The 24,594-nt window shown below is 72.4% G+C and carries 22 protein-coding genes; 12 read left to right on the top strand and 10 right to left on the bottom strand.

The features are described 5' to 3' along the window. Positions 1-122 precede the first annotated feature (122 nt). The 5 genes from cseC to ACIGYR_RS32510 form a co-directional block, all read right to left on the bottom strand. Positions 123-1,475 (bottom strand): two-component system sensor histidine kinase CseC, encoded by a 1,353-nt coding sequence (cseC, locus tag ACIGYR_RS32530; protein WP_399606715.1) that lies wholly within the window; start codon positions 1,473-1,475, stop codon positions 123-125. A 13-nt stretch (positions 1,476-1,488) separates the two neighbouring features. Then, entirely contained in the window at positions 1,489-2,190 is a 702-nt protein-coding gene (cseB, locus tag ACIGYR_RS32525; protein WP_391847748.1) for a two-component system response regulator CseB, read from the bottom strand. A 35-nt stretch (positions 2,191-2,225) separates the two neighbouring features. Continuing rightward, positions 2,226-2,831 carry a hypothetical protein gene (locus ACIGYR_RS32520; RefSeq protein ID WP_391847749.1) on the bottom strand — a complete coding sequence of 202 codons (606 nt, stop codon included), beginning with the start codon at positions 2,829-2,831 and terminating at the stop codon, positions 2,226-2,228. A 41-nt stretch (positions 2,832-2,872) separates the two neighbouring features. Beyond that, on the bottom strand, positions 2,873-3,412 hold the full coding sequence (locus ACIGYR_RS32515; protein WP_055703482.1) for a SigE family RNA polymerase sigma factor: 540 nt from the start codon (positions 3,410-3,412) through the stop codon (positions 2,873-2,875). A gap of 274 nt (positions 3,413-3,686) precedes the next feature. Next, the gene (locus tag ACIGYR_RS32510; protein WP_399606718.1) at positions 3,687-4,562 is read right to left on the bottom strand and encodes an A/G-specific adenine glycosylase; all 876 of its coding nucleotides are present in this window, start codon (positions 4,560-4,562) and stop codon (positions 3,687-3,689) included. A 181-nt stretch (positions 4,563-4,743) separates the two neighbouring features. Between ACIGYR_RS32510 and ACIGYR_RS32505 the strand changes: the two genes are divergently transcribed. After that, the gene (locus tag ACIGYR_RS32505; protein WP_399606721.1) at positions 4,744-5,589 is read left to right on the top strand and encodes a hypothetical protein; all 846 of its coding nucleotides are present in this window, start codon (positions 4,744-4,746) and stop codon (positions 5,587-5,589) included. Positions 5,590-5,913: 324 nt separating this feature from the next. On the opposite strand, the gene disA is transcribed toward ACIGYR_RS32505, so the two are convergent. Then, positions 5,914-7,038, bottom strand: coding sequence for a DNA integrity scanning diadenylate cyclase DisA (disA, locus tag ACIGYR_RS32500; protein ID WP_391847752.1), 1,125 nt, complete (start codon positions 7,036-7,038; stop codon positions 5,914-5,916). Positions 7,039-7,118: 80 nt separating this feature from the next. Then, entirely contained in the window at positions 7,119-8,528 is a 1,410-nt protein-coding gene (gene radA / locus ACIGYR_RS32495) for a DNA repair protein RadA (RefSeq protein WP_399606724.1), read from the bottom strand. Positions 8,529-8,746: 218 nt separating this feature from the next. Between radA and ACIGYR_RS32490 the strand changes: the two genes are divergently transcribed. Next, on the top strand, positions 8,747-10,594 hold the full coding sequence (locus ACIGYR_RS32490; protein WP_399606727.1) for a hypothetical protein: 1,848 nt from the start codon (positions 8,747-8,749) through the stop codon (positions 10,592-10,594). A gap of 157 nt (positions 10,595-10,751) precedes the next feature. Here ACIGYR_RS32490 and ACIGYR_RS32485 read toward each other — a convergent pair whose 3' ends face one another. Then, entirely contained in the window at positions 10,752-11,582 is an 831-nt protein-coding gene (locus ACIGYR_RS32485) for a hypothetical protein (protein WP_391847755.1), read from the bottom strand. A 71-nt stretch (positions 11,583-11,653) separates the two neighbouring features. On the opposite strand from ACIGYR_RS32485, the gene ACIGYR_RS32480 reads away from it, so the two are divergent. The 4 genes from ACIGYR_RS32480 to ilvD all read left to right on the top strand — a co-directional run bounded on the left by ACIGYR_RS32480 (position 11,654) and on the right by ilvD (position 16,167). Further along, on the top strand, positions 11,654-12,586 hold the full coding sequence (locus ACIGYR_RS32480) for a Ppx/GppA family phosphatase (RefSeq protein ID WP_391847756.1): 933 nt from the start codon (positions 11,654-11,656) through the stop codon (positions 12,584-12,586). Between the two features lie 120 nt (positions 12,587-12,706). After that, the gene (locus tag ACIGYR_RS32475; RefSeq protein WP_391847757.1) at positions 12,707-13,528 is read left to right on the top strand and encodes a sugar phosphate isomerase/epimerase family protein; all 822 of its coding nucleotides are present in this window, start codon (positions 12,707-12,709) and stop codon (positions 13,526-13,528) included. After that, on the top strand, positions 13,525-14,130 hold the full coding sequence (locus ACIGYR_RS32470; protein WP_391847758.1) for a TetR family transcriptional regulator: 606 nt from the start codon (positions 13,525-13,527) through the stop codon (positions 14,128-14,130). The genes ACIGYR_RS32475 and ACIGYR_RS32470 overlap by 4 nt, the downstream gene beginning before the upstream one ends. Positions 14,131-14,313: 183 nt before the next feature. Beyond that, on the top strand, positions 14,314-16,167 hold the full coding sequence (gene ilvD, locus ACIGYR_RS32465; protein ID WP_391847759.1) for a dihydroxy-acid dehydratase: 1,854 nt from the start codon (positions 14,314-14,316) through the stop codon (positions 16,165-16,167). A 64-nt stretch (positions 16,168-16,231) separates the two neighbouring features. On the opposite strand, the gene ACIGYR_RS32460 is transcribed toward ilvD, so the two are convergent. Further along, positions 16,232-18,373, bottom strand: coding sequence for a serine/threonine-protein kinase (locus ACIGYR_RS32460; RefSeq protein WP_399606731.1), 2,142 nt, complete (start codon positions 18,371-18,373; stop codon positions 16,232-16,234). A gap of 163 nt (positions 18,374-18,536) precedes the next feature. On the opposite strand from ACIGYR_RS32460, the gene ACIGYR_RS32455 reads away from it, so the two are divergent. The 6 genes from ACIGYR_RS32455 to proC all read left to right on the top strand — a co-directional run bounded on the left by ACIGYR_RS32455 (position 18,537) and on the right by proC (position 22,872). Next, positions 18,537-18,869 (top strand): SH3 domain-containing protein, encoded by a 333-nt coding sequence (locus tag ACIGYR_RS32455; protein WP_391847761.1) that lies wholly within the window; start codon positions 18,537-18,539, stop codon positions 18,867-18,869. Positions 18,870-19,255: 386 nt separating this feature from the next. Next, on the top strand, positions 19,256-19,798 hold the full coding sequence (locus tag ACIGYR_RS32450) for an EamA/RhaT family transporter (protein WP_391847762.1): 543 nt from the start codon (positions 19,256-19,258) through the stop codon (positions 19,796-19,798). Positions 19,799-19,888: 90 nt separating this feature from the next. Then, positions 19,889-20,248: a hypothetical protein gene (locus ACIGYR_RS32445; RefSeq protein ID WP_399606735.1), complete on the top strand. Its 360-nt coding sequence runs from the start codon at positions 19,889-19,891 to the stop codon at positions 20,246-20,248. 62 nt (positions 20,249-20,310) lie between these two features. Then, entirely contained in the window at positions 20,311-21,138 is an 828-nt protein-coding gene (locus ACIGYR_RS32440; protein WP_399606737.1) for an ABC transporter ATP-binding protein, read from the top strand. Positions 21,139-21,179: 41 nt separating this feature from the next. After that, entirely contained in the window at positions 21,180-21,968 is a 789-nt protein-coding gene (locus ACIGYR_RS32435) for an ABC transporter permease (RefSeq protein ID WP_399606754.1), read from the top strand. A gap of 91 nt (positions 21,969-22,059) precedes the next feature. Then, positions 22,060-22,872, top strand: coding sequence for a pyrroline-5-carboxylate reductase (gene proC / locus ACIGYR_RS32430; protein ID WP_391847764.1), 813 nt, complete (start codon positions 22,060-22,062; stop codon positions 22,870-22,872). A 72-nt stretch (positions 22,873-22,944) separates the two neighbouring features. Here proC and trpS read toward each other — a convergent pair whose 3' ends face one another. Continuing rightward, entirely contained in the window at positions 22,945-23,970 is a 1,026-nt protein-coding gene (gene trpS, locus ACIGYR_RS32425; protein ID WP_399606739.1) for a tryptophan--tRNA ligase, read from the bottom strand. Between the last annotated feature and the right edge of the window lie 624 nt (positions 23,971-24,594).

Here is a 24,594-nt window from a genome sequence, read left to right as displayed (position 1 = left end):
CGGGACCAAGGGGAGCCGGTGGTACCGCGGGTCCAAGTGGGCCCCGGGCTACCGCCCGACCAAGCGGAGCCCGTCGTACTGCGGGACCAAGGGGAGCCTGTCGTGCCGCCGGACCACCGGCTCTAGTTGCCGCCCGACGGCGGCAGCATCGGATAGCTGCCGGTGCTGGTCGGGGCGTGCTCCGGCAGCCACAGGACGGCCACCGCGCCCTCCGCGGGAATGTGGGCCGGCGCCCCCGCGGGCCGTACGTTGCGGAACGTCAGCCGGGCGCCGAGTACGCGGGCCTGGCCGGCCGCGATGGTCAGCCCCAGCCCGTGGCCCTTCCCGGCGCGGTCCTTGCTGCCGGTGCGGAACCTGCTCGGCCCCTCGGCGAGCAGCTCCTCGGGGAAGCCGGGACCGTGGTCGCGGACCCGGATGACCCGGCCCTCCACGGTGACCTCGATCGGCGGCCTGCCGTGCCGCGCGGCGTTGGCCAGCAGGTTGAACAGCACCCGCTCCAGCCGCCGCGGATCGGTGGTCACCTCCGACTCGTGCACCACCCGTACGGCGATGTCCGGATCCTTGGCCGCCGCCCGGCGCGCGACGAACTCGCCGAGCATGATGTCCTGCAACTCCGCCCGCTCCGAGGCGCTGTCGAGCCGGGCCACCTCCAGGACGTCCTCGACCAGCGTGCGCATCGCCTTCGCCCGGTCCAGGACCAGTTCCGTGAGCCGGCCGGGCGGCAGCAGCTCGGCGGCCGTCAGCAGACCCGTCACCGGGGTGCGCAGCTCGTGCGCGATGTCGGCGGTGACCCGCCGCTCGGCCTCCAGGCGCTGCCGCAGCGCGTCCGCCATGGCGTCCACCGCCCGCGCGAGATCGTCGGTCTCGTCCCGTACGACCCCGCCGATGGCCGCCCGCACCCGGACGTCGGTCTCGCCCTTGGCCACCTGGTTCGCGGCGGCTGCCGCCTTGCGCAGCCGGCGGGACAGCTGGCCGCCGATCAGCACGCCCAGCGCGCTGCCGCCGAGCACCACCGCGACCGAACCGATGACCAGGGCCTGGTCCAGGTCCTTCAGCATGTCGACGCTGCGGTCCGGCAGATGGATGTGCACGGACAACACGCGCCCGTCCTTCACCGGTACGGCCGCCCAGATGTCCGGCTGCCGGCCGTGCTGGGAGACGTCACTGACCCGGCGGCCCCGCTCGACGCTCTCGCGCAGCCCGTCCGGCAACTGCGGATCGTCGACCTTGACGTACGGGAAGACGGGCCCCCGGTTCAGCTCGTAGTTGCGCTGGGCCAGCAGCAGGCGGTCGTTGGCCAGCTCGCGTGCGTTGTCCAGCATCGAGACCCGGGCCGCGTTGTGCACGACCAGGCTCAGCACGATCGCCACCAGACCGGCCACCAGCGCGATCGCCGCACTGAGCTTCCACCTCAGCCCGGTGCGCAGGCCCACCCGCTCCACGCGCCGGACCGGGTGCCGAAGAATCCCCCGCATGCCGCCGCTCCGCTCAGGCCTTCAGCTTGTAGCCGAAGCCGCGGACCGTCTCGATCCGGTCCTGGCCGATCTTCTGCCGCAGCCGCTGCACATGCACGTCCACGACCCGCGTGTCACCGCCCCAGCCGTAGTCCCACACACGCTCCAGCAACTTGTCACGGGAGAGGACGGTGCCGGGCGCGGACGAGAACTCCAGCAGCAGCCGCATCTCGGTCGGGGTGAGCGCCACCGGCTGCCCGCCCCGGCGCACCTCCATACCGTCGGTGTCGATCTCCAGCTCTCCGAAGGTCAGCGTGCCGGCGACCGCGGACGCGGGCGCCTCCGTCTGCGCGGCACCGCCGGCGTGCCCGAAACGGCGCAGCACCGCGCGGATCCGGGCGACCAGCACGGCACCGTCGAACGGCTTGGTCACATAGTCGTCCGCGCCCGCCTCCAGGCCGAGGACGACGTCGATGGAGTCGGCGCGCGCCGACAGCATGATCACCGGCACGGTCGACTCGTCCCGGATCCGACGGCACAGGCTGACCCCGTCCAGACCCGGCACCATGACGTCCAGCAGCGCGATGTCGGGGCGGTTCGCCCGGAACGCCTCCAGGCCCGACAGGCCGTCGGGCATCGCGGTGACCGCGAAGCCGTCCCGCTCCAGGGCGAGCTGGGTGGCCTCGCGGATGACGTCGTCGTCCTCGACGAACAGGACGTGGGTCTGGTCTGCCATCCCGGTGCTCTCAGTCCTCATGGTGTGCGTGTGGGTCAGTTGTCCGGTGCGGGCTGCGCGCCCCCGTCGGCGGCGTTGCTGTACTCGTTGCGGGTGGGCTTCCCCGGGGCGAACCGTCCCGCCTTCCATGTGTAGGGGGTCACGACGTCACCGGACGGGCTGGAGATCGGGTCGCCCTGCTCGTAGTACTGCCGGAACACCGACAGCGTGCCTCGGTCGATCTCGGCGTAGACCGGGGACTCCTCGCTCTTGAAGACGTTCTTGAACGCGCCGCCCTCGTCCCGGTACACGTACGAGGCGATGCCGACCCAGTCGGCACAGGTCATCACGTTGATGACGACGTCGTCCACCGGGGCGTCGGTCAGGTCGCCGTAGGAGACGTCGACCTGGTACTTGTCGCCGTCGCACGGCTTCAGCTCCCGCTTGACCGCCCCGGACACCTGGGGGTCGCTCTTGAGCAGCGCCACGGCGTCCACCCGGCGGTACCTCTGGGAGGCACTGGGGGAGGGGGAGGGGGAGGTGACGGATCCCGCCACCGCCGAGCCGTGCGCCGGGCCCTCGTCCCGGGCGCCCGTGCCCCCGCTGCCGCACGCGGCGACGAAAAGGGCGAGGGCGGCGAGCGCGGCCCCCACCGCGATCACCGCCTGTGTACTCCCTCGGACCCGGTCGGGTCCGGCCCCGGTCAGGCCGCGCAACGCTCCCGCTCCTCACGCTCCAGCGCGCGTGCGTCCAGATCGCGGGCTTCCAGCTCCTCACGGAGCCGGGCGAGCGCCCGGTGCAGCGTGCTCTTGACCGTACCGGCCGACATGCCGAGGGCCGCGGCCGTCTCCTCTGTGGACATCTGCTCCCAGTGTCGCAGCACCACGACACTGCGCTGCTTCGGTGCCAGCACCTTCATGACGTCCATCAGCAGGGCCCGGTCGGCGTGCTGCTCGGTGGAGTCCTCCACGGAGGCGTCCGGCAGCTGCTCGGTCGGCACCTCCTCCAGCTTGCGTGCCCGCCACCACTCGGTCCGCGTGTTGATCATGACTCGGCGCAGATAGGCGTCGGCGAGCCGCTTGTCGGCGATGCCCTCCCAGCGGCCGTACGTCCGTACCAGCGCGGTCTGCAGCAGGTCCTGGGCGTCGACCGGGTCGGGCACCAGCCGGCGGGCGCTGCGCAGCAGCGCGTCCTGCCGAGTCCGGACGTACTCCTCGAATTCGAGCACCTCGCCCTGGGCCATGATCAACCGCCTCCGTTCCCCGTTGTCCCTCCGGCGCCTGCCGGAAGTCCCGCTGCTTCCGCGCCCGGTGGTCCGCCGGGCACGAAGAAGAAGCTACGGAGTGGTTGTCACGGGGCTGTGCGGACCAGCCTGCGGCTGGCAGTCGGCTATCCGTCGGTTGTGTAACAGAAGCGGGAAAGGGGTAAGGCGGAGAGGATTTATGCCCCGGTTCGGGATGATGTGCCCCGCCGAGTCCTTCGTAACGGACGCCTGGGGACTGTGACCTGGCTGTGTGTCAGCCCAGCGGCAGCCGGTACAGGCCGCCGGACAGCGGCTCCACCAGACCGTCCGCCACCAACCCGTCCAGCGCGCGGGCCCGCTGCACCGGCTCGTGCCACACCCGGTCCAGCATTCCCTGCGACACCGGGGTGCGTGCCTCCCGCAACACGGCCAGCAGCTTGCCGCGCACCTGCCGGTCCGTACCGGCGTACGTCTGCCCGCGCCGCGGGGGTCCCGCGTGCTCCGGCTTGCCCGCGAGCCGCCAGGCGCACTGCGCGGCGATCGGGCACCGCTGGCACCCCTCGTTCCTCGCCGTGCACACCAGCGCGCCCAGTTCCATGGAGGCGGCGGCCCACCGCGCGGCGGTCCCCTCGTCCTGCGGCAGCAGCTCCCGCGCCAGGCGCCGCTCGGCGGCCGTGGTCGCGTTCGGGGGGTACTGCACACCCGTCACGGCCCGGGCGAGAACCCGGCGGACATTGGTGTCCAGCACGGCGTGCCGTTGCCCGTAGGCGAACGAGGCCACCGCGGCGGCCGTGTACTCGCCGATGCCGGGCAGTGCCAGCAGTTGCCCGTGATCCGTCGGCACGTCCCCGCCGTGCCGTTCCGTTATGGCGACCGCGGCGCCGTGCAGGCGCAGGGCGCGACGCGGGTAGCCCAGCCGGCCCCAGGCGCGCACCGCCTCGCCCGGTGGCTCCTTCGCGAGGTCGGCGGGGCGCGGCCAGCGGGACAGCCACTCCTCATAGACGGGCAGCACCCGGTTCACGGGGGTCTGCTGGAGCATGAACTCGCTGACCATCACGCCCCACGGGCCCGCCTCCGGGCGGCGCCAGGGGAGGTCGCGGGCGTGGGCGTCGAACCAGGCGATCACGGGGGCGTGGAGCATCTCAGTCATGGCCTTTCCGATCCTGCCATGGGTTGGCGGGCAGAATGGGTGACGGCGCGGTCACCGAGGGTGGCGAAGCGTGAAGAACCGTGCCGCCTGCGGAAGTTGCCGGGATGATGATCCGGAAAAGTTGACGCCGGCGCGGCGGGTGGCGCGAGCAAGCGCTCAGATCTCTCGTACAGTTTGCGCCGTGGGATCTCTGCGCAATCCGGTCGGGCCGCTTCCCTCCACCATCTACTGGCGTCGGAGGGTCGTACTGCTGTCCGTGTTCGCCCTGTTGGCACTGGTGATCACATGGATCGTCACCGCCGGCGGCGGGGGCGGAAAGAAGAACGCCGACGGCTCCGACGGCAAGAATCCCACGCACACCATCACGCCGGGACCGACCCCGTCCGGCTCCGCGATCAGCCAACATCCCGGCGGGCGCGACGAGTCGGGCGGCGGGGACACCGGCGGCGGGTCCGGCTCCGGCGGCAGCGGTTCCGGCTCCGGCGGCGACGCGGAGGGCGCCACCGACGGCTCCGCCGGTTCTTCCGGCTCCGGTGGCTCTTCCGGCTCCGGTGGCGGCTCGGGTACGGCCGCCGGTGGCGGCGACGTCGGTGCGGGCGATGCGCTCCCCGCGTCCTCCACGCTGCCCGACTGCACTTCGGGAGCGGTGGCGTTGAGCCTGCGCAGCGAGCACAACTCCTACTCGCCGGACCAGACGCCGACCTTCGAACTGACCGCGAAGAACAGCTCGTCGGCCGACTGCGGGGTCGATCTCGGGCCGAAGAGCACGGTGTTGACGATCACGCCGGCGGACGGGGACGACGCGTACTGGTCGTCCGCCGACTGCCCCAGGAGCGCGGGAAGCCTGGTGTTCCGGGTGCCCGCGGGCGAGAGCATCACGTACACCGTGAAGTGGGACCGCAAGCCGAGCGCCCCGCAGTGTGCGACGCCCCCCGGGGGTTCGGCCAAGCCAGGCACGTACCTGCTGGAGGCCAAGGCGCCGGGGTACGGGAAGCAGCAGGCTTCGTTCGTGCTGTCGGCCGACTGAATACCGACGGCTGGGCCCGGGCAGGGGTTGGACCACTTGCCCGCGCCGACGGGGTGCCGCCGCGTCCACCCGCGCCGCCTCTGGCGGCACAACCACCTGCTGCCCCTGGCGGCACAACCACCTGCGCTGGACGAGGCACAACCACCTGCGGCTGGGCGCGTACGACGCGCCCCGAGGGGCGCGGGGAACTGCGCGACGAGGCCCCACGGACTCGCAGCCGCGAACCCGCGACGCCTCCCGAGTCTGAACTGCGCGACCAGGCCCCACGGACCCGCAGCCGCGAACCCGCGACGCGTCCCGGGTCATCAGGCGCCCGGCCCTCACTCAGACGTACCGCTCCAGGATGGAGGACTCGGCCAGGCGCGACAGCCCCTCCCGTACGCTCCGCGCCCGGGCCTCGCCCACGCCGTCGACGGTCTGCAGGTCGTCCACACTCGCGGCCAGCAACTTCTGCAGACCACCGAAATGCTCCACCAGCCGGTCGATGATGGCGCCCGGAAGGCGCGGAACCTTGGCCAGCAGCCGGAAGCCCCGCGGGGACACCGCGGAGTCCAGCGTCTCGGGGGAACCGGTGTAGCCCAGCGCACGCGCCACCGTGCCCATTTCGAGCAGCTCGGCGTGGGAGAGCGCGTCCAGCTCGGACAGTGCCTCCTCGACCGTGCGTGAACGCTTCGCCGTCGGCTCGGGGACGTAGTCCCGGACGACCAGCTCGCGGTCGGGCTCGACCCCGGCGATCAACTCCTCCAGCTGGAGCGCGAGAAGCCGGCCGTCCGTGCCCAGTTCGACCACGTATTCGGCGATTTCGGTGGCGATACGGCGGACCATCTCCAGCCGCTGCGCGACCGCCGACACGTCCCGGACCGTCACCAGGTCCTCGATCTCCAGCGCCGACAGCGTGCCCGCGACCTCGTCCAGCCGCAGCTTGTAACGCTCCAGGGTCGCCAGCGCCTGGTTCGCGCGGGAGAGGATCGCCGCGGAGTCCTCCAGGACGCGGCGCTGACCGTCCACGTACAGGGCGATCAGGCGCATCGACTGGGAGACCGAGACGACCGGGAAGCCGACCTGCTTGCTCACACGGTCCGCTGTACGGTGCCGGGTCCCGGTCTCCTCCGTGGGGATCGTCGGGTCCGGGACCAGCTGGACGCCCGCGCGCAGGATCTTCGACAGGTCCGACGAGAGCACGATGCCGCCGTCCAGCTTGCACAGCTCCCGCAACCGGGTCGCGGTGAACTCCACGTCCAGCACGAAGCCGCCCGTGCACATCACCTCGACCGTCTTGTCGGAGCCGAGGACGATGAGCCCGCCGGTGTTGCCGCGTAGGACGCGTTCCAGACCGTCACGCAAGGCCGTGCCGGGTGCCACGGCGCTGAGCGAGGCGCGCATCAGGCCATCGGAACCGGCACTCCCACCGGACTTTCCGGGAGCTGCTGCCCGGTCGTTGGCTGCCACTGCACTCCTCCGGTCGCAGGTTCTGCCGCGCTCCCGTTCCCGCACTCGGTTCGTACGGACGGGCGAGACCTGGGCAAAGTCTACCGGCGCTCCTCCGCCTCCCGTGGGGCCTCTCGGCGACGGGAGCGTGGCAGAACCCGGAGCGCCTCCCCCATGTCGGCGACTTCCAGGACCTTCATGCCGGCCGGCACCTTGCCCGGATCGGTCGGTACGAGCGCGTGCGTGAAGCCCAGCCGGTGCGCCTCGGCGAGCCTGCGCTGCACGCCCGTGACCCGTCTCACCTCGCCCGCGAGCCCCACCTCGCCGATCGCCACCAGGTTCTTCGGCAGCGGGGTGTCGCTCGCGGCGGAGGCCAGCGCGAGCGCGACGGCGAGGTCGGCGGCCGGCTCCGACAGCTTCACGCCACCGACCGTCGCGGAGTAGATGTCCCGCTTGCCGAGCGCGCTGATCCGGCCGCGCTGCTCCAGCACCGCCAGCATCATCGAGACACGCGACGTCTCCAGACCCGACGTCGTGCGCCGCGGGGAGGGGATCTGGGAGTCGACGGTCAGCGCCTGCACCTCGGCCACCAGCGGGCGGCGGCCCTCCAGGGTGACGGTCAGGCAGGTGCCCGGGACCGGCTCGGCCCGACGGGTCAGGAACAGGCCGCTGGGATCGGCGAGACCCGTGATGCCCTCGTCGTGCAGCTCGAAGCAGCCGACCTCGTCCGTCGCCCCGTAGCGGTTCTTCACGCCGCGCACCAGGCGCAGGCGCGCGTGCCGGTCGCCCTCGAAGCTCAGGACGACGTCCACCAGGTGTTCGAGGAGACGGGGGCCGGCGATGGCGCCGTCCTTGGTGACATGGCCCACCAGCAGCGTGGACATGCCGCGTTCCTTGGAGACGCGGATCAGAGCGCCGGCGACCTCCCGGACCTGGGCCATGCCGCCGGGCGCGCCGTCGATCTCCGGGGAGGCGACCGTCTGCACCGAGTCGAGGATCAGCAGGGACGGCTTGACCTCGTCCAGGTGTCCGAGGACGGCGGACAGGTCGGTCTCGGCGGCCAGGTACAGGTGGTCGTCGAGAGCGCCGATGCGGTCGGCGCGCAGCCGCACCTGGCTCGCCGACTCCTCACCGGTCACATAGAGGGTGCGGTGCTCCGCGCTCGCCGACTTGGCGGCCACGTCCAGCAGCAGCGTCGACTTGCCGACGCCCGGCTCGCCCGCGAGCAGGACGACCGCGCCCGGTACGAGGCCACCGCCGAGCACCCGGTCCAGCTCGGGCACGCCGGTCGAGCGGGCGGTGGCCTGCCGGCCGTCGACCTGGCCGATGGGCAGCGCGGCGGCGGACACACGACCCGGTGCCGTCGTCCGGACCGCGGGCGCGCCGTACTCCTCGACCGTTCCCCACGCCTGGCACTCGGGGCAGCGGCCGAGCCACTTGGCCGTCTGCCAGCCGCACTCGGTGCAGCGGTAGGACGGTCGGTCCTTGGTGGTCTTGGTACGGGCAGCCATGCGGAAACCGTAGCCCGCGGCACTGACAACGGGGCCGGGGACCGTGCTCGACCGGCCGGGGAGCACGTACGAGTGGCCCGTTATCGGCCACCACCCACCGTGATCCGGCCGCGGAATAAAGGGTTCCTGTCCCCTTATGAGGGATCGTTTCACCCGTACGGATTAAAAGTGCTCAAGGTTCCAGAAGGGGCACTCCGCAGCCGCCTACGGTCGCACGGGTGATGAGCAGCAGTCCGGAGACGACCCCCCGCACGAACGGAGCGCACCGGGCGCACCGCGAGCCGCGGGACGCACGACGCGAGTCGCGAGAGGCACGCGACCGCGCCGCCGCACGCACCCTCGCCCAGCGCACGCCGGCGCGCTACGAGCCGTACCTGGACGGCCTCTTCACCTACTGCATGTCGGTGCTGTGCGACCACGACGCGGCCACCGCCGCCCTCGGCGACGTCCTGGCCCTGGCCGAGCGACGCGGCCAACGGGGCCCCGAGGCCGCCGGCGACCGCAGGGCCTGGCTGTACGCACTGGCCCGCTGGGCATGCCTGCGCAAGCTGGCCGAGGCCAAGCAGAAACGTCAGGCCACCCACGCGGCGGGCCGTACCCCGGCCGGCCGGGACACCGCGAAAGGCACACGGGCGGGCACCGGGAGGGCGTCCGCAGGCGCGGGCGGGGACCTGGGTGGAGGCGCGGTCGGTGCCTCGGGCGGGAGCCCGGGTGGAGGCGCGGGCGGAGGGGACGGGATCGCGGACGCGCCCCTCGCCCAGGACGTCCAGGAGCGGCGGCGCCGTGAACTCGCCCTGCTGGCCTGGCCCGAGGCCGCCGGCACCACCCCCGAACAGCGCGAGGCCCTGGAACTGGCCGTCCGCCACCACCTCGCCCCCCACGAGGTCGCCGCCGTCCTCGGCATGGAGCCCGCCGCCGCGCGCGAGCTGCTCGCATCCGCCGCCTGTGAGGTCGAGCGCACCCGCGCGGCCCTCGCCGTCGTCGAGACGGGCGGCTGCCCGAGCGTGGCCCATCTCACCGGCGACAGCCGGATGGTCCTCAGCACGGCCCTGCGCCGCGAACTGGTCCGGCACGTCGACGACTGCCCGCGCTGCCGCCGCACCGCCGAGCGCGCCGTCGCCGGCCGCTGGCCCGGCGCCACGGTCACCCCTGCCGAACTGCCCGTCCTGGAGGCCCCGCGCGGGGCTCTGCACATGACGCTGGCGCACCACACGCGCGTGCGGGGCGCGGCCGTCCCCCGCTTCGACCGGCGCGGCTTCCCGATGGACCCCAAGGACCGCGCGGCCCGCCGAGACCGCCTGCGCGCGCGTGCCGTCACGACGACGGTCGTCGCCACGGTCGTCGCGGCACCCGTGCTCGCCCTCTGGGCCGCCTACCGGGGCGGGCCGGCCGGGGAGGGCGAGGGCCCCTCCGCGACCGCGCGTGAGGCGCAGGGTCCCGACGCACTCGGCGGCGACACGGCCGGAGGCTACGAGAACGCGGGGAACGCCAGCGTGAAGCCGGGCCCCCGCGTCGGCAAGGACGGCAAGGCGGACGTCTCCGTGGAGGTCGTCAGCGTCGGCGGAGCGGGCGAGAAGGGCCCGGGACAGCTGGCCGTCGGCGCGGCCAACGACGGTGACACGACCCTGATCACCCTCACGGCCTCCGGTGCGTCCGAGGTCCGCTGGTCGGTGTCCACGTCGGCGGCCTGGCTCTACTTCAGCCAGTCCTCGGGAACGCTCGGCCCCGGCCAGACGTTGACGATCAAGGTGTACGTCGACCATCTGCGCGAGCCGTCCGGCCACTGGCAGGCGCGGGTGGCGGTGGCTCCGGCGGGCGCGGTGGTCTCCATCGACGGGTACGGCACGGCACCGAGCCGCCCGCCGACCCGCCCCCCGTCCGCCGACCCCAGCACTCCGACCCCGCCCGGCACACCCCCCACCGAGCCGCCCGTCACCCAGTCCCCGCCGCCCACGGACCCGACACCCACCCCGACGACCCCACCACCCTCCGACACCCCACCCCCGACGCCGACCCCGACGCCGGCCCCGACGGACACCGACACTCCTGGCCCGTCGGGCGGCTAGGGGGCCGGGGCCGGGAGGTGGCGGGGCCGTCGGAGTGGAACCCCCCAAGGCCGGGAGGCCGAGGGAAGCAGGGTGCGAAGGGAGCAGGGAGCGGGGCCCCAGGAGGCCCGGAGGCCGAGGGGCCGAGAGGCCGAGAGGCCGAGAGGCCGAGGGGTGGTTACGGCGTCGGGTCGGCCGGGTGGGGGGCCAGCATCGGCAGCTGTGACGCCAGTCGCTGTTCGCACAGCTCGACCAGGCGGTCGTAGCCGGCCTTGCCCATCAGTTCGATCAGCTCGGGGCGGTAGGAGACGTACACCGGTTCACCGGCTCCGTGCGCCGACGTCGCCGAGGTGCACCACCAGTGCAGGTCGTGGCCGCCCGGCCCCCAGCCCCGGCGGTCGTACTCACCGATGGACACCTGTAGCACGCGGGTGTCGTCCGGCCGGTCGATCCAGTCGTACGTCCGCCGGATCGGCAGCTGCCAGCACACGTCCGGCTTGGTCTCCAGCGGCTCCCGGCCCTCCCGCAGCGCCAGGATGTGCAGCGAGCAACCCGCCCCACCCGCGAACCCGGGCCGGTTCTGGAAGATGCACGAGCCCTGGAAGGGCCGGGTCTGCCGGGACCCGTCCTCGTCCTCGGAGACCCACCCGCCGGCCGTGCCCTCGTCGTGGTGCTGCCAGATCTCCGGCGTGAGCCGGGCCACATGCTCGGCGACCCGCTTCTCGTCGTCCTCGTCCGAGAAGTGCGCGCCCAGCGAACAGCAGCCGTCGTCCGCGCGGCCCGCCTGAATGCCCTGGCAGCCACTGCCGAAGATGCAGTTCCAGCGAGAGGTCAGCCATGTCAGATCGCAACGGAAGACCTGCTCGTCGTCCGCCGGATCAGGGAACTCCACCCAGGCGCGGGCGAAGTCGAGCCCCTTCTCGTCGCTCATCTTCGCCTTCTTGGATGGTTTGGCGGCCTTGTGAGCTTTGTCCGCCTTGTCGACCTTCGCCTTTTTCGTCTTTGGCACTCGTCCAGGGTAAGTGGCCCAGCGCCGCTCCGGGGACCGAGGACGAACGTTCTGGCAGTAGCGTTTCGTACATGAGACTCGGTGTCCTGGACGTGGGTTCGAACACGGTGCATCTGCTGGTGGTGGACGCTCACCCCGGCGCGCGCCCGCTGCCCGCGCATTCGCACAAGGCCGATCTTCGGCTCGCCCAACTCCTCGACGACAGTGGTGCCATCGGCGACGACGGCATCGACAAGCTGATCGCCGTCGTACGGGACGCGCTCCAGGCCGCCGAGGACAAGGGCGTCGAGGACCTGCTGCCGTTCGCGACCTCGGCGGTCCGCGAGGCCACCAACGCCGACGACGTCCTCACCCGCGTGGCCGACGAGACCGGGGTACGCCTCCAGGTCCTCAGCGGCGCGGAGGAGGCCCGGCTCACCTTCCTCGCCGTGCGCCGCTGGTTCGGCTGGTCCGCCGGCAAGCTGCTGGTCCTGGACATCGGCGGGGGCTCCCTGGAGATCGCCTACGGCATGGACGAGGAGCCGGACACCGCCGTGTCCCTGCCCCTGGGCGCCGGCCGCCTCACCGCCGGCTGGCTGCCCGGCGACCCGCCCGCCCCGGAGGACGTCCGCGCCCTGCGCCGGCACGTCCGCACGGAGATCGCCCGCACGGTCCTTGAATTCAGCCGCTCCGGCACCCCCGACCACGTGGTCGCCACCTCCAAGACCTTCAAGCAGCTCGCCCGCATCGCCGGCGCCGCCCGCAGCGCCGAGGGCCTCTACGTCCAGCGTGAACTCAAGCGCGCGTCCCTGGAGGCATGGGTGCCGCGGCTGGCGGGCATGACGGCGGACCAGTGCGCGGAACTCCCCGGAGTCTCCGAGGGCAGGGCCGGTCAGTTGCTGGCGGGGGCGCTGGTGGCCGAGGGCGCGATGGACCTCTTCCGCGTCGAGAGCCTGGAGGTCTGCCCGTGGGCCCTGCGGGAGGGCGTGATCCTCCGGCGTCTCGATCACATGGGAAGCGATTAGCCCCCCCGACAGGGGCGTGGGCGACGGCGCGACCCACCGCGACGCACCGGCAGCCGCGCGCATGGCAAAGCTCACAACGGCGAACAGGCACCCAACACCGGCACCACCCAACGCCGTAAGGTGACGGACGTGGCTGAACCAACTGACGTGCGCATCGCGCTGTCGACCGCCTCCGTGTACCCGGAGTCGACGGCGACGGCCTTCGAGATCGCCGCGCGCCTCGGTTACGACGGCGTCGAGGTCATGGTGTGGACCGACCCGGTCAGTCAGGACATCGAGGCGCTGCGCCGCCTCTCGGACTACCACGGCATTCCGATCCTGGCCGTCCACGCCCCCTGCCTGCTGATCACTCAGCGGGTCTGGTCCACCGACCCCTGGACGAAGCTCCAGCGGGCCCAGGCGGCGGCGGAGAAGCTCGGGGCCTCCACCGTCGTCGTGCACCCGCCGTTCCGCTGGCAGCGGCAGTACGCCCGGGACTTCGTCGACGGCATCTGGCGGATGGCGAACGAGACGGACGTGCGGTTCGCCGTCGAGAACATGTACCCCTGGCGCTACCGCGACCGCGAGATGCTGGCCTACGCCCCCGACTGGGACGTCACCAACGACGACTACCGGCACTTCACGATCGATCTCAGCCATACGGCGACGGCCCGTGCCGAGGCCCTGGACATGGTCGACCGCATGGGGGACCGGCTCGGGCACGTGCACCTCGCCGACGGCCGGGGCTCGGCCAAGGACGAGCACCTGGTGCCCGGCCGCGGCACCCAGCCCTGTGCCGAGCTGCTGGAGCGCCTGGGGCACACGGGCTTCGACGGCCATGTCGTGATCGAGGTCAACACCCGGCGGGCGATGTCCGGCGCCGAGCGTGAGGCCGATCTCGCCGAGGCGCTGGCGTTCACGCGCAAGCACCTGGCCTCGGCGGTACGGGTGCCCCGGCGATGAGCGAGACCGCCCCCCGCCGCCGCGGCCGTCCCCCGCGCACCGAGTCCGGCGACACCCGCGACCGCATCCTCACCGCCGCCCGCGAGGAGTTCTCCGCGCGCGGGTACGAGAAGACGTCCGTACGCGGCATCGCCAAGTCCGCCGGCGTGGACTCCGCGCTCGTCCACCACTACTTCGGCACCAAGGAGCAGGTCTTCGCGGCGGCCATCGAGGTCGCCTTCGCCCCGGCCCTGAACGCCCCGAACGCGGTGGCCGACGGCCCGGTCGACGGCGTGGGGGAGCGGCTCACCCGATTCGTCCTCGGCGTCTGGGACAACCCCACGACCCGTGCGCCCCTCCTGGCGATCCTCCGGTCCGCCGTGAACAACGAGACGGCCGCCGCCGTCTTCCGCCGGCTGGTCGCCTCCCAGCTGCTGCGCCGTGTCGCCGCCCAGCTGGACCTGCCGGACGCGGAGCTGCGCGCCGAGCTGGCGGCCGCGCAGATCGTGGGTACGGCGATGATGCGCTACGTGATCAAGCTGGAGCCGCTGGCCTCGGCGGACCTGGAGCAGATCATCGCGCGGGTGTCGCCGGTGGTGCAGGCCCATCTGACGCAGCCCTGACCGCCTGACACGGCCTTGGCGGTCTGACGCGGCCCTGCCGGCCTGGCGCGGCCCTGACAGCGCCGATTCGTGAAACGCTTGTCCCGCATTTCGGACAACTCTGTCCAGCCCTTGGAGCACCGGCGTACGCTCGACCGTACAGTCAGAACTCTCTGGCAGCTGGTCTAGAAGGAGCGAGCGACGATGCCCGAGCTGAGGTCCCGCACAGTCACCCACGGCCGCAACATGGCGGGCGCCCGCGCCCTTATGCGCGCCTCCGGTGTACCCGGTGCGGACATCGGCCGGAAGCCGATCATCGCCGTCGCGAACTCCTTCACCGAGTTCGTGCCGGGCCACACCCACCTCCAGCCGGTCGGCCGGATCGTCAGCGAGGCGATCAAGGAGGCCGGCGGCATCCCGCGCGAGTTCAACACCATCGCGGTCGACGACGGCATCGCCATGGGTCACGGCGGCATGCTGTACTCCCTGCCCTCCCGTGACCTGATCGCGGACTCGGTCGAGTACATGGTCGAGGCCCACTGCGCCGACGCCCTGGTCTGCATCTCCAACTGCGACAAGATCACCCCGGGCATGCTGATGGCGGCCCTGCGCCTGAACATCCCGACGGTGTTCGTCTCCGGCGGACCCATGGAGGCCGGCCGCGCCACCCTGGTCGACGGCACGGTCCGCACGCTCGACCTGGTCGACGCGATCTCCGACGCCGTGAACGACAAGATCTCCGACGAGGACATCCTCCGTATCGAGGAGAACGCCTGCCCGACCTGCGGCAGCTGTTCCGGCATGTTCACCGCCAACTCGATGAACTGCCTGACCGAGGCCATCGGCCTGTCCCTGCCCGGCAACGGCTCGGTCCTCGCCACCCACACCGCGCGCAAGCAGCTCTACGTGGACGCGGCCCGCACGGTCATGGACATCACCCGCCGCTACTACGAGCAGGACGACGACACGGTCCTGCCGCTCAACGTCGCCACCTTCCAGGCGTTCGAGAACGCCATGGCCCTGGACATCGCGATGGGCGGCTCCACCAACACGATCCTGCACCTGCTGGCCGCCGCCCAGGAGGCGGGCGTCCCGTTCGGCCTGGACCAGATCGACGCCGTCTCGCGACGCGTGCCCTGCCTGGCCAAGGTGGCCCCGAACGTCGCCAAGGACCGCACGTACTACATGGAGGACGTGCACCGCGCCGGCGGCATCCCGGCCCTGCTCGGCGAGCTGCACCGGGCCGGCCTGCTCAACGAGGACGTGCACGCCGTGCACAGCCCCTCGCTGGCGGACTGGCTGAAGACCTGGGACGTCCGCGGCGGCTCCCCCTCCCCGGAGGCCGTCGAGCTGTGGCACGCGGGACCCGGCTGCGTCCGCTCCGCCGAGGCGTTCTCCCAGTCCGAGCGCTGGGAGGCCCTGGACGAGGACGCCGAGGGTGGCTGCATCCGCTCCGCCGAGCACGCGTACTCCAAGGACGGCGGTCTGGCGGTCCTGCGGGGCAACCTCGCCGTCGACGGCTGCGTGGTGAAGACGGCCGGCGTGGACGAGTCGATCTGGACCTTCGAGGGCCCGGCGGTCGTCTGCGAGTCCCAGGAGGAGGCCGTCCGGCGCATCCTCACCCAGGAGGTCAAGGACGGCGACGTCGTCGTCATCCGCTACGAGGGCCCCAAGGGCGGCCCCGGCATGCAGGAGATGCTGTACCCGACCTCGTACCTGAAGGGCCGCGGCCTCGGCAAGACCTGCGCCCTGATCACCGACGGACGCTTCTCCGGCGGCACTTCGGGTCTGTCCATCGGCCACGCCTCCCCCGAGGCGGCCTCCGGCGGCACGATCGCCCTGGTCCAGGACGGCGACCGCATCCGCATCGACATCCCGGGCCGCTCGATCGAGCTGCTGGTCGACGACGCCGAGCTGGCCCGCCGCAAGCAGGCCCTGAACGGCGTCTACGCCCCCAAGGACCGCGAGCGCAAGGTCTCGGCCGCCCTCCGCGCCTACGCGGCGATGGCGACGAGCGCGGACAAGGGCGCCGTGCGTGACGTGTCCCGGCTGGGCTGACCGGTCGTAGCTGGGGCCGCCTCCCGGTGGAGGCGGCCCCTGCGCCGTCCCGCGGGCCCGTGGCTCACCAGGCCGCCGGCGAGCGGCCGTCCACGGCGAAGACGGTGCCGTCCGGCGCGGTGGCGCAGACGCGGTCGCCCACCGGCACCGGGGCGGGCGGTGTGCTCATGACCTGGGCCGAATTGGCGCCCAGGCGCGCGGGAGTCTGCCCGATCAGCCGCCCCCCGCGGGCGTCGACCGCGAGCAGCCGGCCGTCGCTCGCGGTGAAGTACACCCGCTCGCCCCGCACGACGGGCAGCGAACCGCGGCTCACCGACGTCTCCAGATGCCACAGACGCCTGCCCGACGCCACGTCCACGGCGTCCAAGGAACCACCGGTGGCCAGCACATAGACGACGTCCCCCCGCACGGTGGCGTGCGCGCCGTCCAGTACGGCGGGCAGCGCGACGCGCCGCGTGGCCCCCGGCCCCGGGGTGTAGCGGACGATCTCCTCCGCGCCGTAGCCGCTGTCGACGGCCAGGAAGAACACCGAACCGTCGCCCTGGGCGGCGAACGGCTTGAGCCAGCCCCGCAGCCGGACGTCCCACCGCACCCGACCGGTCCGCGGATCCACCGCGCTCACCTGGGTGCTCGCCCCGTCGGCCGACGTACGCGTCGCGTACACGGTCCCCTCCGCCGCACCCGGGAACGTCACGAACGACGGCATGCCCTGGCCGGGCAACGCCCGCCGCCACCGCGTGGCACCCGTCGCTCCGTCCACGCCGGTGACCGTGCCGTCGGCACGCGCGAGCAGGGCCGTACCGCCGGCGTACCGCACCGTCGTGCCCGTCGGCAGCCGGCGCTGCCACACGTCCTCGCCCGTGGCCGGGTCGAGCCCCGCGAGCCGCGGGCCACCGTCCGTGTACGGCTGCACCAGTCCGCCGGAGACGACCGGCGGCCCGCTCGTGGACCGGGTGCCGACCGAGCGCCGCCACAGCAGCCTGCCATCGGGCGCGGACAGCGCGAAGACGACTCCCGGCCGCGCGCAGAGCAACTTCCCGGCGTCGTACGCGCATTGCGGCATGCCCGAGCCGCCGACCGCAGGGTGGGCCGTCCAGCTGCCGGAAGCCGCCGTCAGGGCCGGCGCGCTCTCCTTCTCGGGGGCGTCCTCACCGAACCACCCGGACAGCCCCGGCAGCCCGCCCAGCGCGGCCGAGACGAGGGCGCCGGTCAGCGCCAGCCCGACAGCCGCGGCTGCCGGCCCCACCCGTCCGCGGCGCGGGATCCGCCCGGGCCACCGCCAGGCCCGCCCGGCCCGCTCGGCACCGCCCGGAACCGCCGGCGCGGGCCCCTCCTCGCTCCTGCGCTGCGCCGGTATGAACGCCTGGGTGTCGTACGAGGCCGCCACCGAGCGCAGGTCCCGCATCAGCTCGTCCGGGGTGGGCCGGTCCGCGGGCTCCTTGGCGAGGCACCGCCGCACCAGCGGCGCGATCCCCTCCGGCACGCCGGTCAGGTCCGGCTCGTCATGGACCACCTGGTAGGCGACGACATACGGGCTGTCGGAGTCGAACGGCCCGCGCCCGGTGGCCGCGTGCACCATGACCGAGCCCAGCGCGAAGACGTCGGCGGCCGGACCCACCTCACGGGGCCGCCGGAACTGCTCGGGCGCCATGAACGGCGGCGTACCGATCAACTTGCCCGTCTCGGTGCGCAGTTCGCTGTCTTTCGGCCGGGAGATGCCGAAGTCGATGACCTTCGGCCCGTCCTCGGCGAGCAGCACGTTGCTGGGCTTCAGATCCCGGTGCACCACACCGACCCGGTGGATGTCACGCAGCGCCTCGGCGAGCCCGGCCATCAGCCGGCGCAGCTGCTCGGGAGCCATGGGGCCCTTCCGCTTCACCTGCTCGGAGAGGGTCGGCCCGGGGATGAACAGAGTGGCCATCCAGGGTCGTTCGGCTTCCGGGTCGGCGTCCACGACGGACGCCGTGAAGGCGCCGCTGACCCTCCGCGCAGCGGCCACCTCCTGCCGGAAGCGGCCCCTGAACTCGGGATCCCGGGCGAACTCGGCGTGCACGACCTTCACCGCGACCTTCATCCCCGAGGTGCTCCGGGCGAGGTGTACGACCCCCATGCCGCCGGATCCCAGACAGGACTCCAGCCGGTAGTGACCGGCATGTTCAGGAAGTTCCGCTTCCGCGCCCGCTCCGGTCTTGCGCTGTGGCGCCATGGACCACCCCCGTGCTGTTCGTCCGTGCGCGCGACGCACGGAGCCTAGTCGATGACTCGTACGAGACAGAGGCGGCTTGCTAGCGTCTGCGTCGAGTCGCGCGGACGCGTTTCGCGCCGCATTGCGACCAGTTCCAGGGAACCGACGGGGGAGGACCACGTTCATGTCCGTTGACCGTGCACAAGAGGCCGAGGCCATCGACAACGGCGCCGACAGCGCCGACGGCGTGACGGCGCAGGCTGCCGCCGTACGCACCTATGCCGTCGCCCCAGGCGTCCGGCTGAACGTCCGCAGCGGCCCCGGTACCGGGTACAACCTGGTCCGCGTCCTGCCGGAGGGCGTCCGGGTTCCGATCTACTGCCAGACGCCCGGCACGACGGTGTCCGGCCCCTACGGCACGACGAACATCTGGGACCTCGTCGACAACGGCGAGTACGTCTCGGACGCGTTCGTCCACACGGGCAGCGACGGCTACATCGCGGCCCGCTGCGGCTGACCGACCCCACCACGCGGAGAACCGACCGGTCGGGGGGCTGACCGGGGCAGGGGGCTGACTGGAACGGGTGTCCGTCTGGGTCGGGTGTCCGTCTGGGTCGGGTGTCCGTCTGGGTCGGGCGTTCGTCTGGGCGGCGTCCGCCTGGGCCGGGCGTCCGTCTGGGTCGGGAGCCCGTCCGGCCTCGGGTTCCACAGGGATCGGGTGGCGGTTTGGGCCCGGAACCGTCCGGAACGCAACTGTCCGGAACGCGGCTGGAGCTGTCCGCGGGGGAGGCGTTCCCGGGCCGGCCGCTCCCCGGCCGTGGGGCGCCTGTTCCCGCCGGGGTGCCGGGCCCGGGGATCCGCCCCGCTCGGGAGCACGCTCGCACCCGGAGCCATAATCGTCCCGTGAGCGACGAAACCGGCACCCCGGACACCTCGGCGGGTTCCACCGACGGCGCGGCCGAAGGCGACGGCGCGGTCCCGGGCGGCGGCCCCCGCCCCGAGCCCCTGCGCTTCTTCGGCACGTCCTGGGTGCACCACGACAACGGCTACGCGGCCCGCCGCGCCGGTGTCGCTGTCGGCTCCCTCGCCGCTGCCGCCGGCTCCTGCCTGGTGCTCCGCTTCGCCTTCGACGGCATCCGGATCGCCGGCACCGGCTCCTTCGTGACCGTGCTCATCGTCGCCATGTTCGCGATCTGCAGCGCGCTCGCCTTCCGCAACACCTGGGAGGGTTTCGGCAAGCGCCACGACCCGCAGCGCCAGGCATCCCTGCGCGGCCTGCTCGCCATCGGCTTCGTCGGCTCCCTCCTCGCCTACTTCTTCCGCTCCCTCACCGAGGCGCCGGGCGAGAAGCTGCACCGCGCGGAGCACGAGAAGGCGCGCGAGGCCCACGAACGCCGGGCCACCCGCCGCACCGGCAATCCTTCGAAGAAGAAGCGCCGCCGCTAGGACGCCGACAGGGGGCCACGGGATCCAGCGGCCCGCACCGGAGCGGAAGCGGCCCGCCCTGCGAGCGCGGCGTGCCGTAGGCGTGAGCCCATGACCGCCTCCCAGCCGTCGCCGCCCGACCCGCGCGCCTTCACGCCGCCCGAGCCGGGTCCTTTCACGCCGCCCGAGCCGGGTCCTTCCACGCCGCCCGAGCCGGGTCCTCCCACGCCGCCCGAGCCGGGTCCTCCCACGCCGCCCGAGCCGGGTCCTGCAACTCCGCCGCCCAGTACGCCGCGAACCGCCGACACCCACCTCGCCGGCATCGGCAGCCACTCGGCCTTCCTCATCACCCCGGACCAGCGCAGGACCGCCTTCCTGCAAGAGGAGCGCGCACGCCTCCTGCCGGTCTTCCCGGACGGCCTCGTGCAGGAGAGGTACGACGTCCTCCTGAGCGTCGCCCGCAAGCCCTGATCCGACGCTTCCGCCTTCCGACCCCTTGACGTCCCGATCCCTCCCGGCAGATTATTCATCACGTGATGAATAATCTGCCGGGCCCTCCGTCCCAGCCCCTCACCCCCGCCGTCGACGCCGACGACCTCACCGTCGTCCGCGGACCCCGCACGGTCCTGCGCCACCTCCGCTTCACCGTCCCCCGCGGCCGGATCACCGGCCTGCTCGGTCCCTCCGGCTGCGGCAAATCCACTCTCATGCGCTCGATCGTCGGCACCCAGGCCAAGGTCACCGGCACCCTGAACGTCCTCGGCCGACCAGCCGGCCACCCCACCCTGCGCAGCCGCATCGGCTACGTCACCCAGGCCCCCTCCGTCTACGACGACCTCACCGTCCGGCAGAACCTCGACTACTTCGCCGCGATCCTCGACCCCGGCCGCGCCACCGCCGAACGCCGCCACCAGTACGTCACCCAGGCCATCGCCGACGTCGACCTCACCAGCCACGCCGACACCCTCGCCGGCAACCTCTCCGGCGGCCAGCGGGGCCGCGTCTCCCTCGCCGTCGCCCTCCTCGGCACCCCCGAACTCCTGGTCCTGGACGAACCGACCGTCGGCCTCGACCCCGTCCTCCGCCGGGACCTGTGGAACCTCTTCCACGACCTCGCCGCCACCCGCGGCACCACCCTCCTCGTCTCCTCCCACGTCATGGACGAGGCCGAGCGCTGCGACCGCCTCCTCCTCATGCGCGAGGGCGAGTTCCTCGCCGGGGGCACCTCCCGGCCCGAGGCCGGCGGAGACACCCCGGACGCCCTGCGCACCCGCACCGGCACCGACACCGTCGAAGCCGCCTTCCTGCGCCTGGTCGACGAGGCGGCCGACGCGGACCGCACGAAGGAGAGCACCCGATGAGCCCGAACCCCATGAGCCCGAACCCGACGAGCCCGGACCCCATGAGCCCGGTGACCGCGACGACCCCGCCCACCCCCTCGGACCCCAGCGCGCTCAACGCCTACCGCACCGCCGCCACCGCCGCCCGGGTTTTGCGCCAGCTGCGCCACGACCCGCGCACCATCGCGCTGCTGATCCTCATCCCGTGCGTGATGCTGATCCTGCTGCGCTATGTCTTCGACGCCAGCCCCCGCACCTTCGACAACATCGGCGCCTCGCTGCTCGGCGTCTTCCCGCTGATCACGATGTTCCTGGTCACCTCCATCGCCACCCTGCGCGAACGCACCTCCGGGACCCTCGAACGCCTCCTCTCCATGCCCCTCGGCAAGGCCGACCTCATCGCCGGCTACGCCCTCGCCTTCGGCAGCCTCGCCATCGTCCAGTCCGCCCTCGCCACCGGACTCGCGGTCTGGCTCCTCGGCCTGGACGTCACCGGCTCCCCCTGGCTGCTCCTCCTCGTCGCCCTCCTCGACGCCCTGCTCGGCACGGCCCTCGGCCTCTTCGTCTCGGCCTTCGCGGCCTCGGAGTTCCAGGCGGTCCAGTTCATGCCCGCGGTGATCTTTCCCCAGCTCCTCCTCTGCGGCCTGTTCACCCCGCGCTCCGACATGCACCCCGTCCTGAAGGGCATCTCCGACGCCCTGCCCATGTCGTACGCCGTCGACGGCATGAACGAGGTCCTCCACCACACGGACATGACGGCGACCTTCGTCCGGGACGTCCTGATCGTGGCGGGGTGCGCGCTCCTGGTGCTGGGCCTCGGGGCAGTGACGCTACGGCGGCGCACCGCCTAGCCCGGGGCCCGGCGGAATCCAGCCGCCCAGCCCCGTTCCGCCCACCGGACAACCACTCCGCACACCCCACCCCGGTGCGAAACTGATCCACATGAGCCAGAAAGTCGCAGTCCTCGGCACCGGCAAGATCGGCGAAGCCCTGCTCAGCGGAATGATCCGGGCCGGCTGGGCCCCCGCCGACCTCCTGGTCACCGCCCGCCGCCCCGAACGCGCCGAAGAGCTCCGCAGCCGCTACGGAGTCACGCCGGTGCCCAACACCGAGGCCGCCAAGACCGCCGACATCCTGATCCTCACGGTCAAGCCGCAGGACATGGGCACCCTCCTGGACGAACTCGCCCCGCACGTTCCCGCCGACCGCCTGGTCATCAGCGGAGCGGCCGGTATCCCCACCTCCTTCTTCGAGGAGCGCCTGGCCGCAGGCACCCCCGTCGTCCGAGTCATGACCAACACGCCGGCCCTCGTCGACGAGGCCATGTCGGTCATCTCCGCCGGCAGCCACGCCACCGAGCAGCACCTCGCGCACGCCGAGGAGATCTTCGGTGGCGTCGGCAAGACCCTCCGCGTCCCCGAGAGCCAGCAGGACGCCTGCACCGCGCTGTCCGGCTCCGGCCCGGCGTACTTCTTCTACCTGGTCGAAGCCATGACCGACGCCGGCATCCTGCTCGGCCTGCCCCGCGACAAGGCCCACGACCTCATCGTCCAGTCCGCGATCGGCGCCGCCGTGATGCTCCGCGACAGCGGCGAGCACCCCGTGAAGCTCCGGGAGAACGTGACCTCCCCGGCCGGCACCACCATCAACGCCATCCGCGAACTGGAGAACCACGGCGTACGGGCCGCCCTCATCGCCGCCCTCGAAGCCGCCCGCGACCGCAGCCGCGAACTCGCCTCCGGCAAGAAGGACTGATCCCGGCCGACCCACACCACCCTGCGGGCGACGGCCCACCCGCCGCGCCGCCCGCGGAGCTCTACCGGCCGACTACCGAGCGGCGCTCAGCGAAGGCTCCGCCACGGGCGGCAGCAGCCCGATCGCCCTGTAGGCCGTATCCACCGTCGGCCGGGCCAGTCCCCGCGCCTTCTGCGCCCCATCCCGCAGCACCCCCTCCACATACGCCGGGTCAGCGCACAGCTCCCGGTGCCTGGCCTGGAGCGGTCGCAGCACCTCAACCACCGCCTCCGCGGTGTCCTTCTTCAAAGAGCCGTACGAGTCGTAAACGTCCGCCAGTGACTCAGGGTTCCCGCCCGTGCACGCAGCGAGAATGTCCAGCAGGTTCGTCACCCCGGGCCGGCCCTCCCGGTCGTACACGACATCCCGGCCGCTGTCGGTGATCGCCCGCATCACCTTCTTGCGCACCGCGTCCGGCTCGTCCAGCAGATAGACGACCCCCGCCCCCGAGTCGTCCGACTTCCCCATCTTCCGCGTCGGGTCCTGCAGGTTCATGACCCGCGCCGCCACCCGCGGAAGCGTGGTCCTGGGCACCACGAACGTGTGCCCGTACCGCTGGTTGAACCGCACCGCCAGATCACGGGTCAGCTCCACGTGCTGCGCCTGGTCCTCCCCGACCGGCACCTCGTCCGTGCCGTACGCCAGGATGTCGGCCGCCATCAGGACCGGGTACGTCAGCAGCGACAGCCGCACGCTCCCACCGCGCTCCCGCTCCTTGGCGGCTTTCTCCTTGTACTGGATCATCCGCCGCATCTCGCCGTCGGTCGCCACGCACTCCAGCAGGTACGACAGACGCGAGTGCTCGTCGACATGGCTCTGGAGGAACACGGTGCACACCTCCGGGTCGAGCCCGGCCGCCAGCAACAACGTCGCCGTCTGCCGACTGAGCCTGCGCACCCGCGCCGGATCGTGGTCCACGGTCAGCGCGTGCAGGTCCACCACACAGAACAGCGCATCCGCCCGGTGCTGGTCCACCTCGGCCCAGCGCCGCATGGCTCCCAGGTAGTTGCCCAGGGTCAGGTGCCCGGTCGGCTGGATCCCACTGAAGACCCGAGTCATCCCCACTCCACCTTCTGATCGGGACCGCCGCCCCTGCGGCCGGCCCCCTTCAGTCGGAGGGAGATACAAGAACGGCCGCCGAAGCGGCGGCCGTTGGGTGCATACGTGAGTCGGCCGCCGTCAGGCGGCCCACCAGAACTGGGTGCACGTACGCGTCATCACGTCCTCCACAGTACGCCTCCGGAGTGCCCCTGGGGGGTGAGTTGACACGCCCCGCGCCGATCCGTACTGTTCTCCGAGTTGTCCGACGTGAGCGCCGACCTCGGTCGGTCCCCGGACAGCCATTCCGCAAGCACCACCCACTCTTTCGACGCCTCGGCGCCGACTGCATTGGCGCGCGTATTTGCGAAATGTGGAATCCGCGTTCGAAAGGACGCAGGCCCCCGATTAGCTCGGGAGTCAGGAATCCGCTAAAGTCTCACTCGTCGGAACGGCCCAAGGGCCGGGAAGACAAGCCCCCTGACTGGGAGTCAGACGCCGAAAGGATCTGATAGAGTCGGAACCGCCGGAAAGGGAAACGCGAGAGCGAGAACCTGGAAAGCACCGAGGAAATCGGATCGAGAAAAGATCTGATAGAGTCGGAAACACCGAAGGGAAGCCCGGAGGAAAGCCCGAGAGGGTGAG

This window comes from Streptomyces sp. NPDC053076, assembly GCF_044546845.1.
In the GTDB taxonomy this organism is placed as follows: Bacteria; Actinomycetota; Actinomycetes; order Streptomycetales; family Streptomycetaceae; genus Streptomyces.
This window is presented reverse-complemented; position numbering and strand designations above follow the sequence as displayed.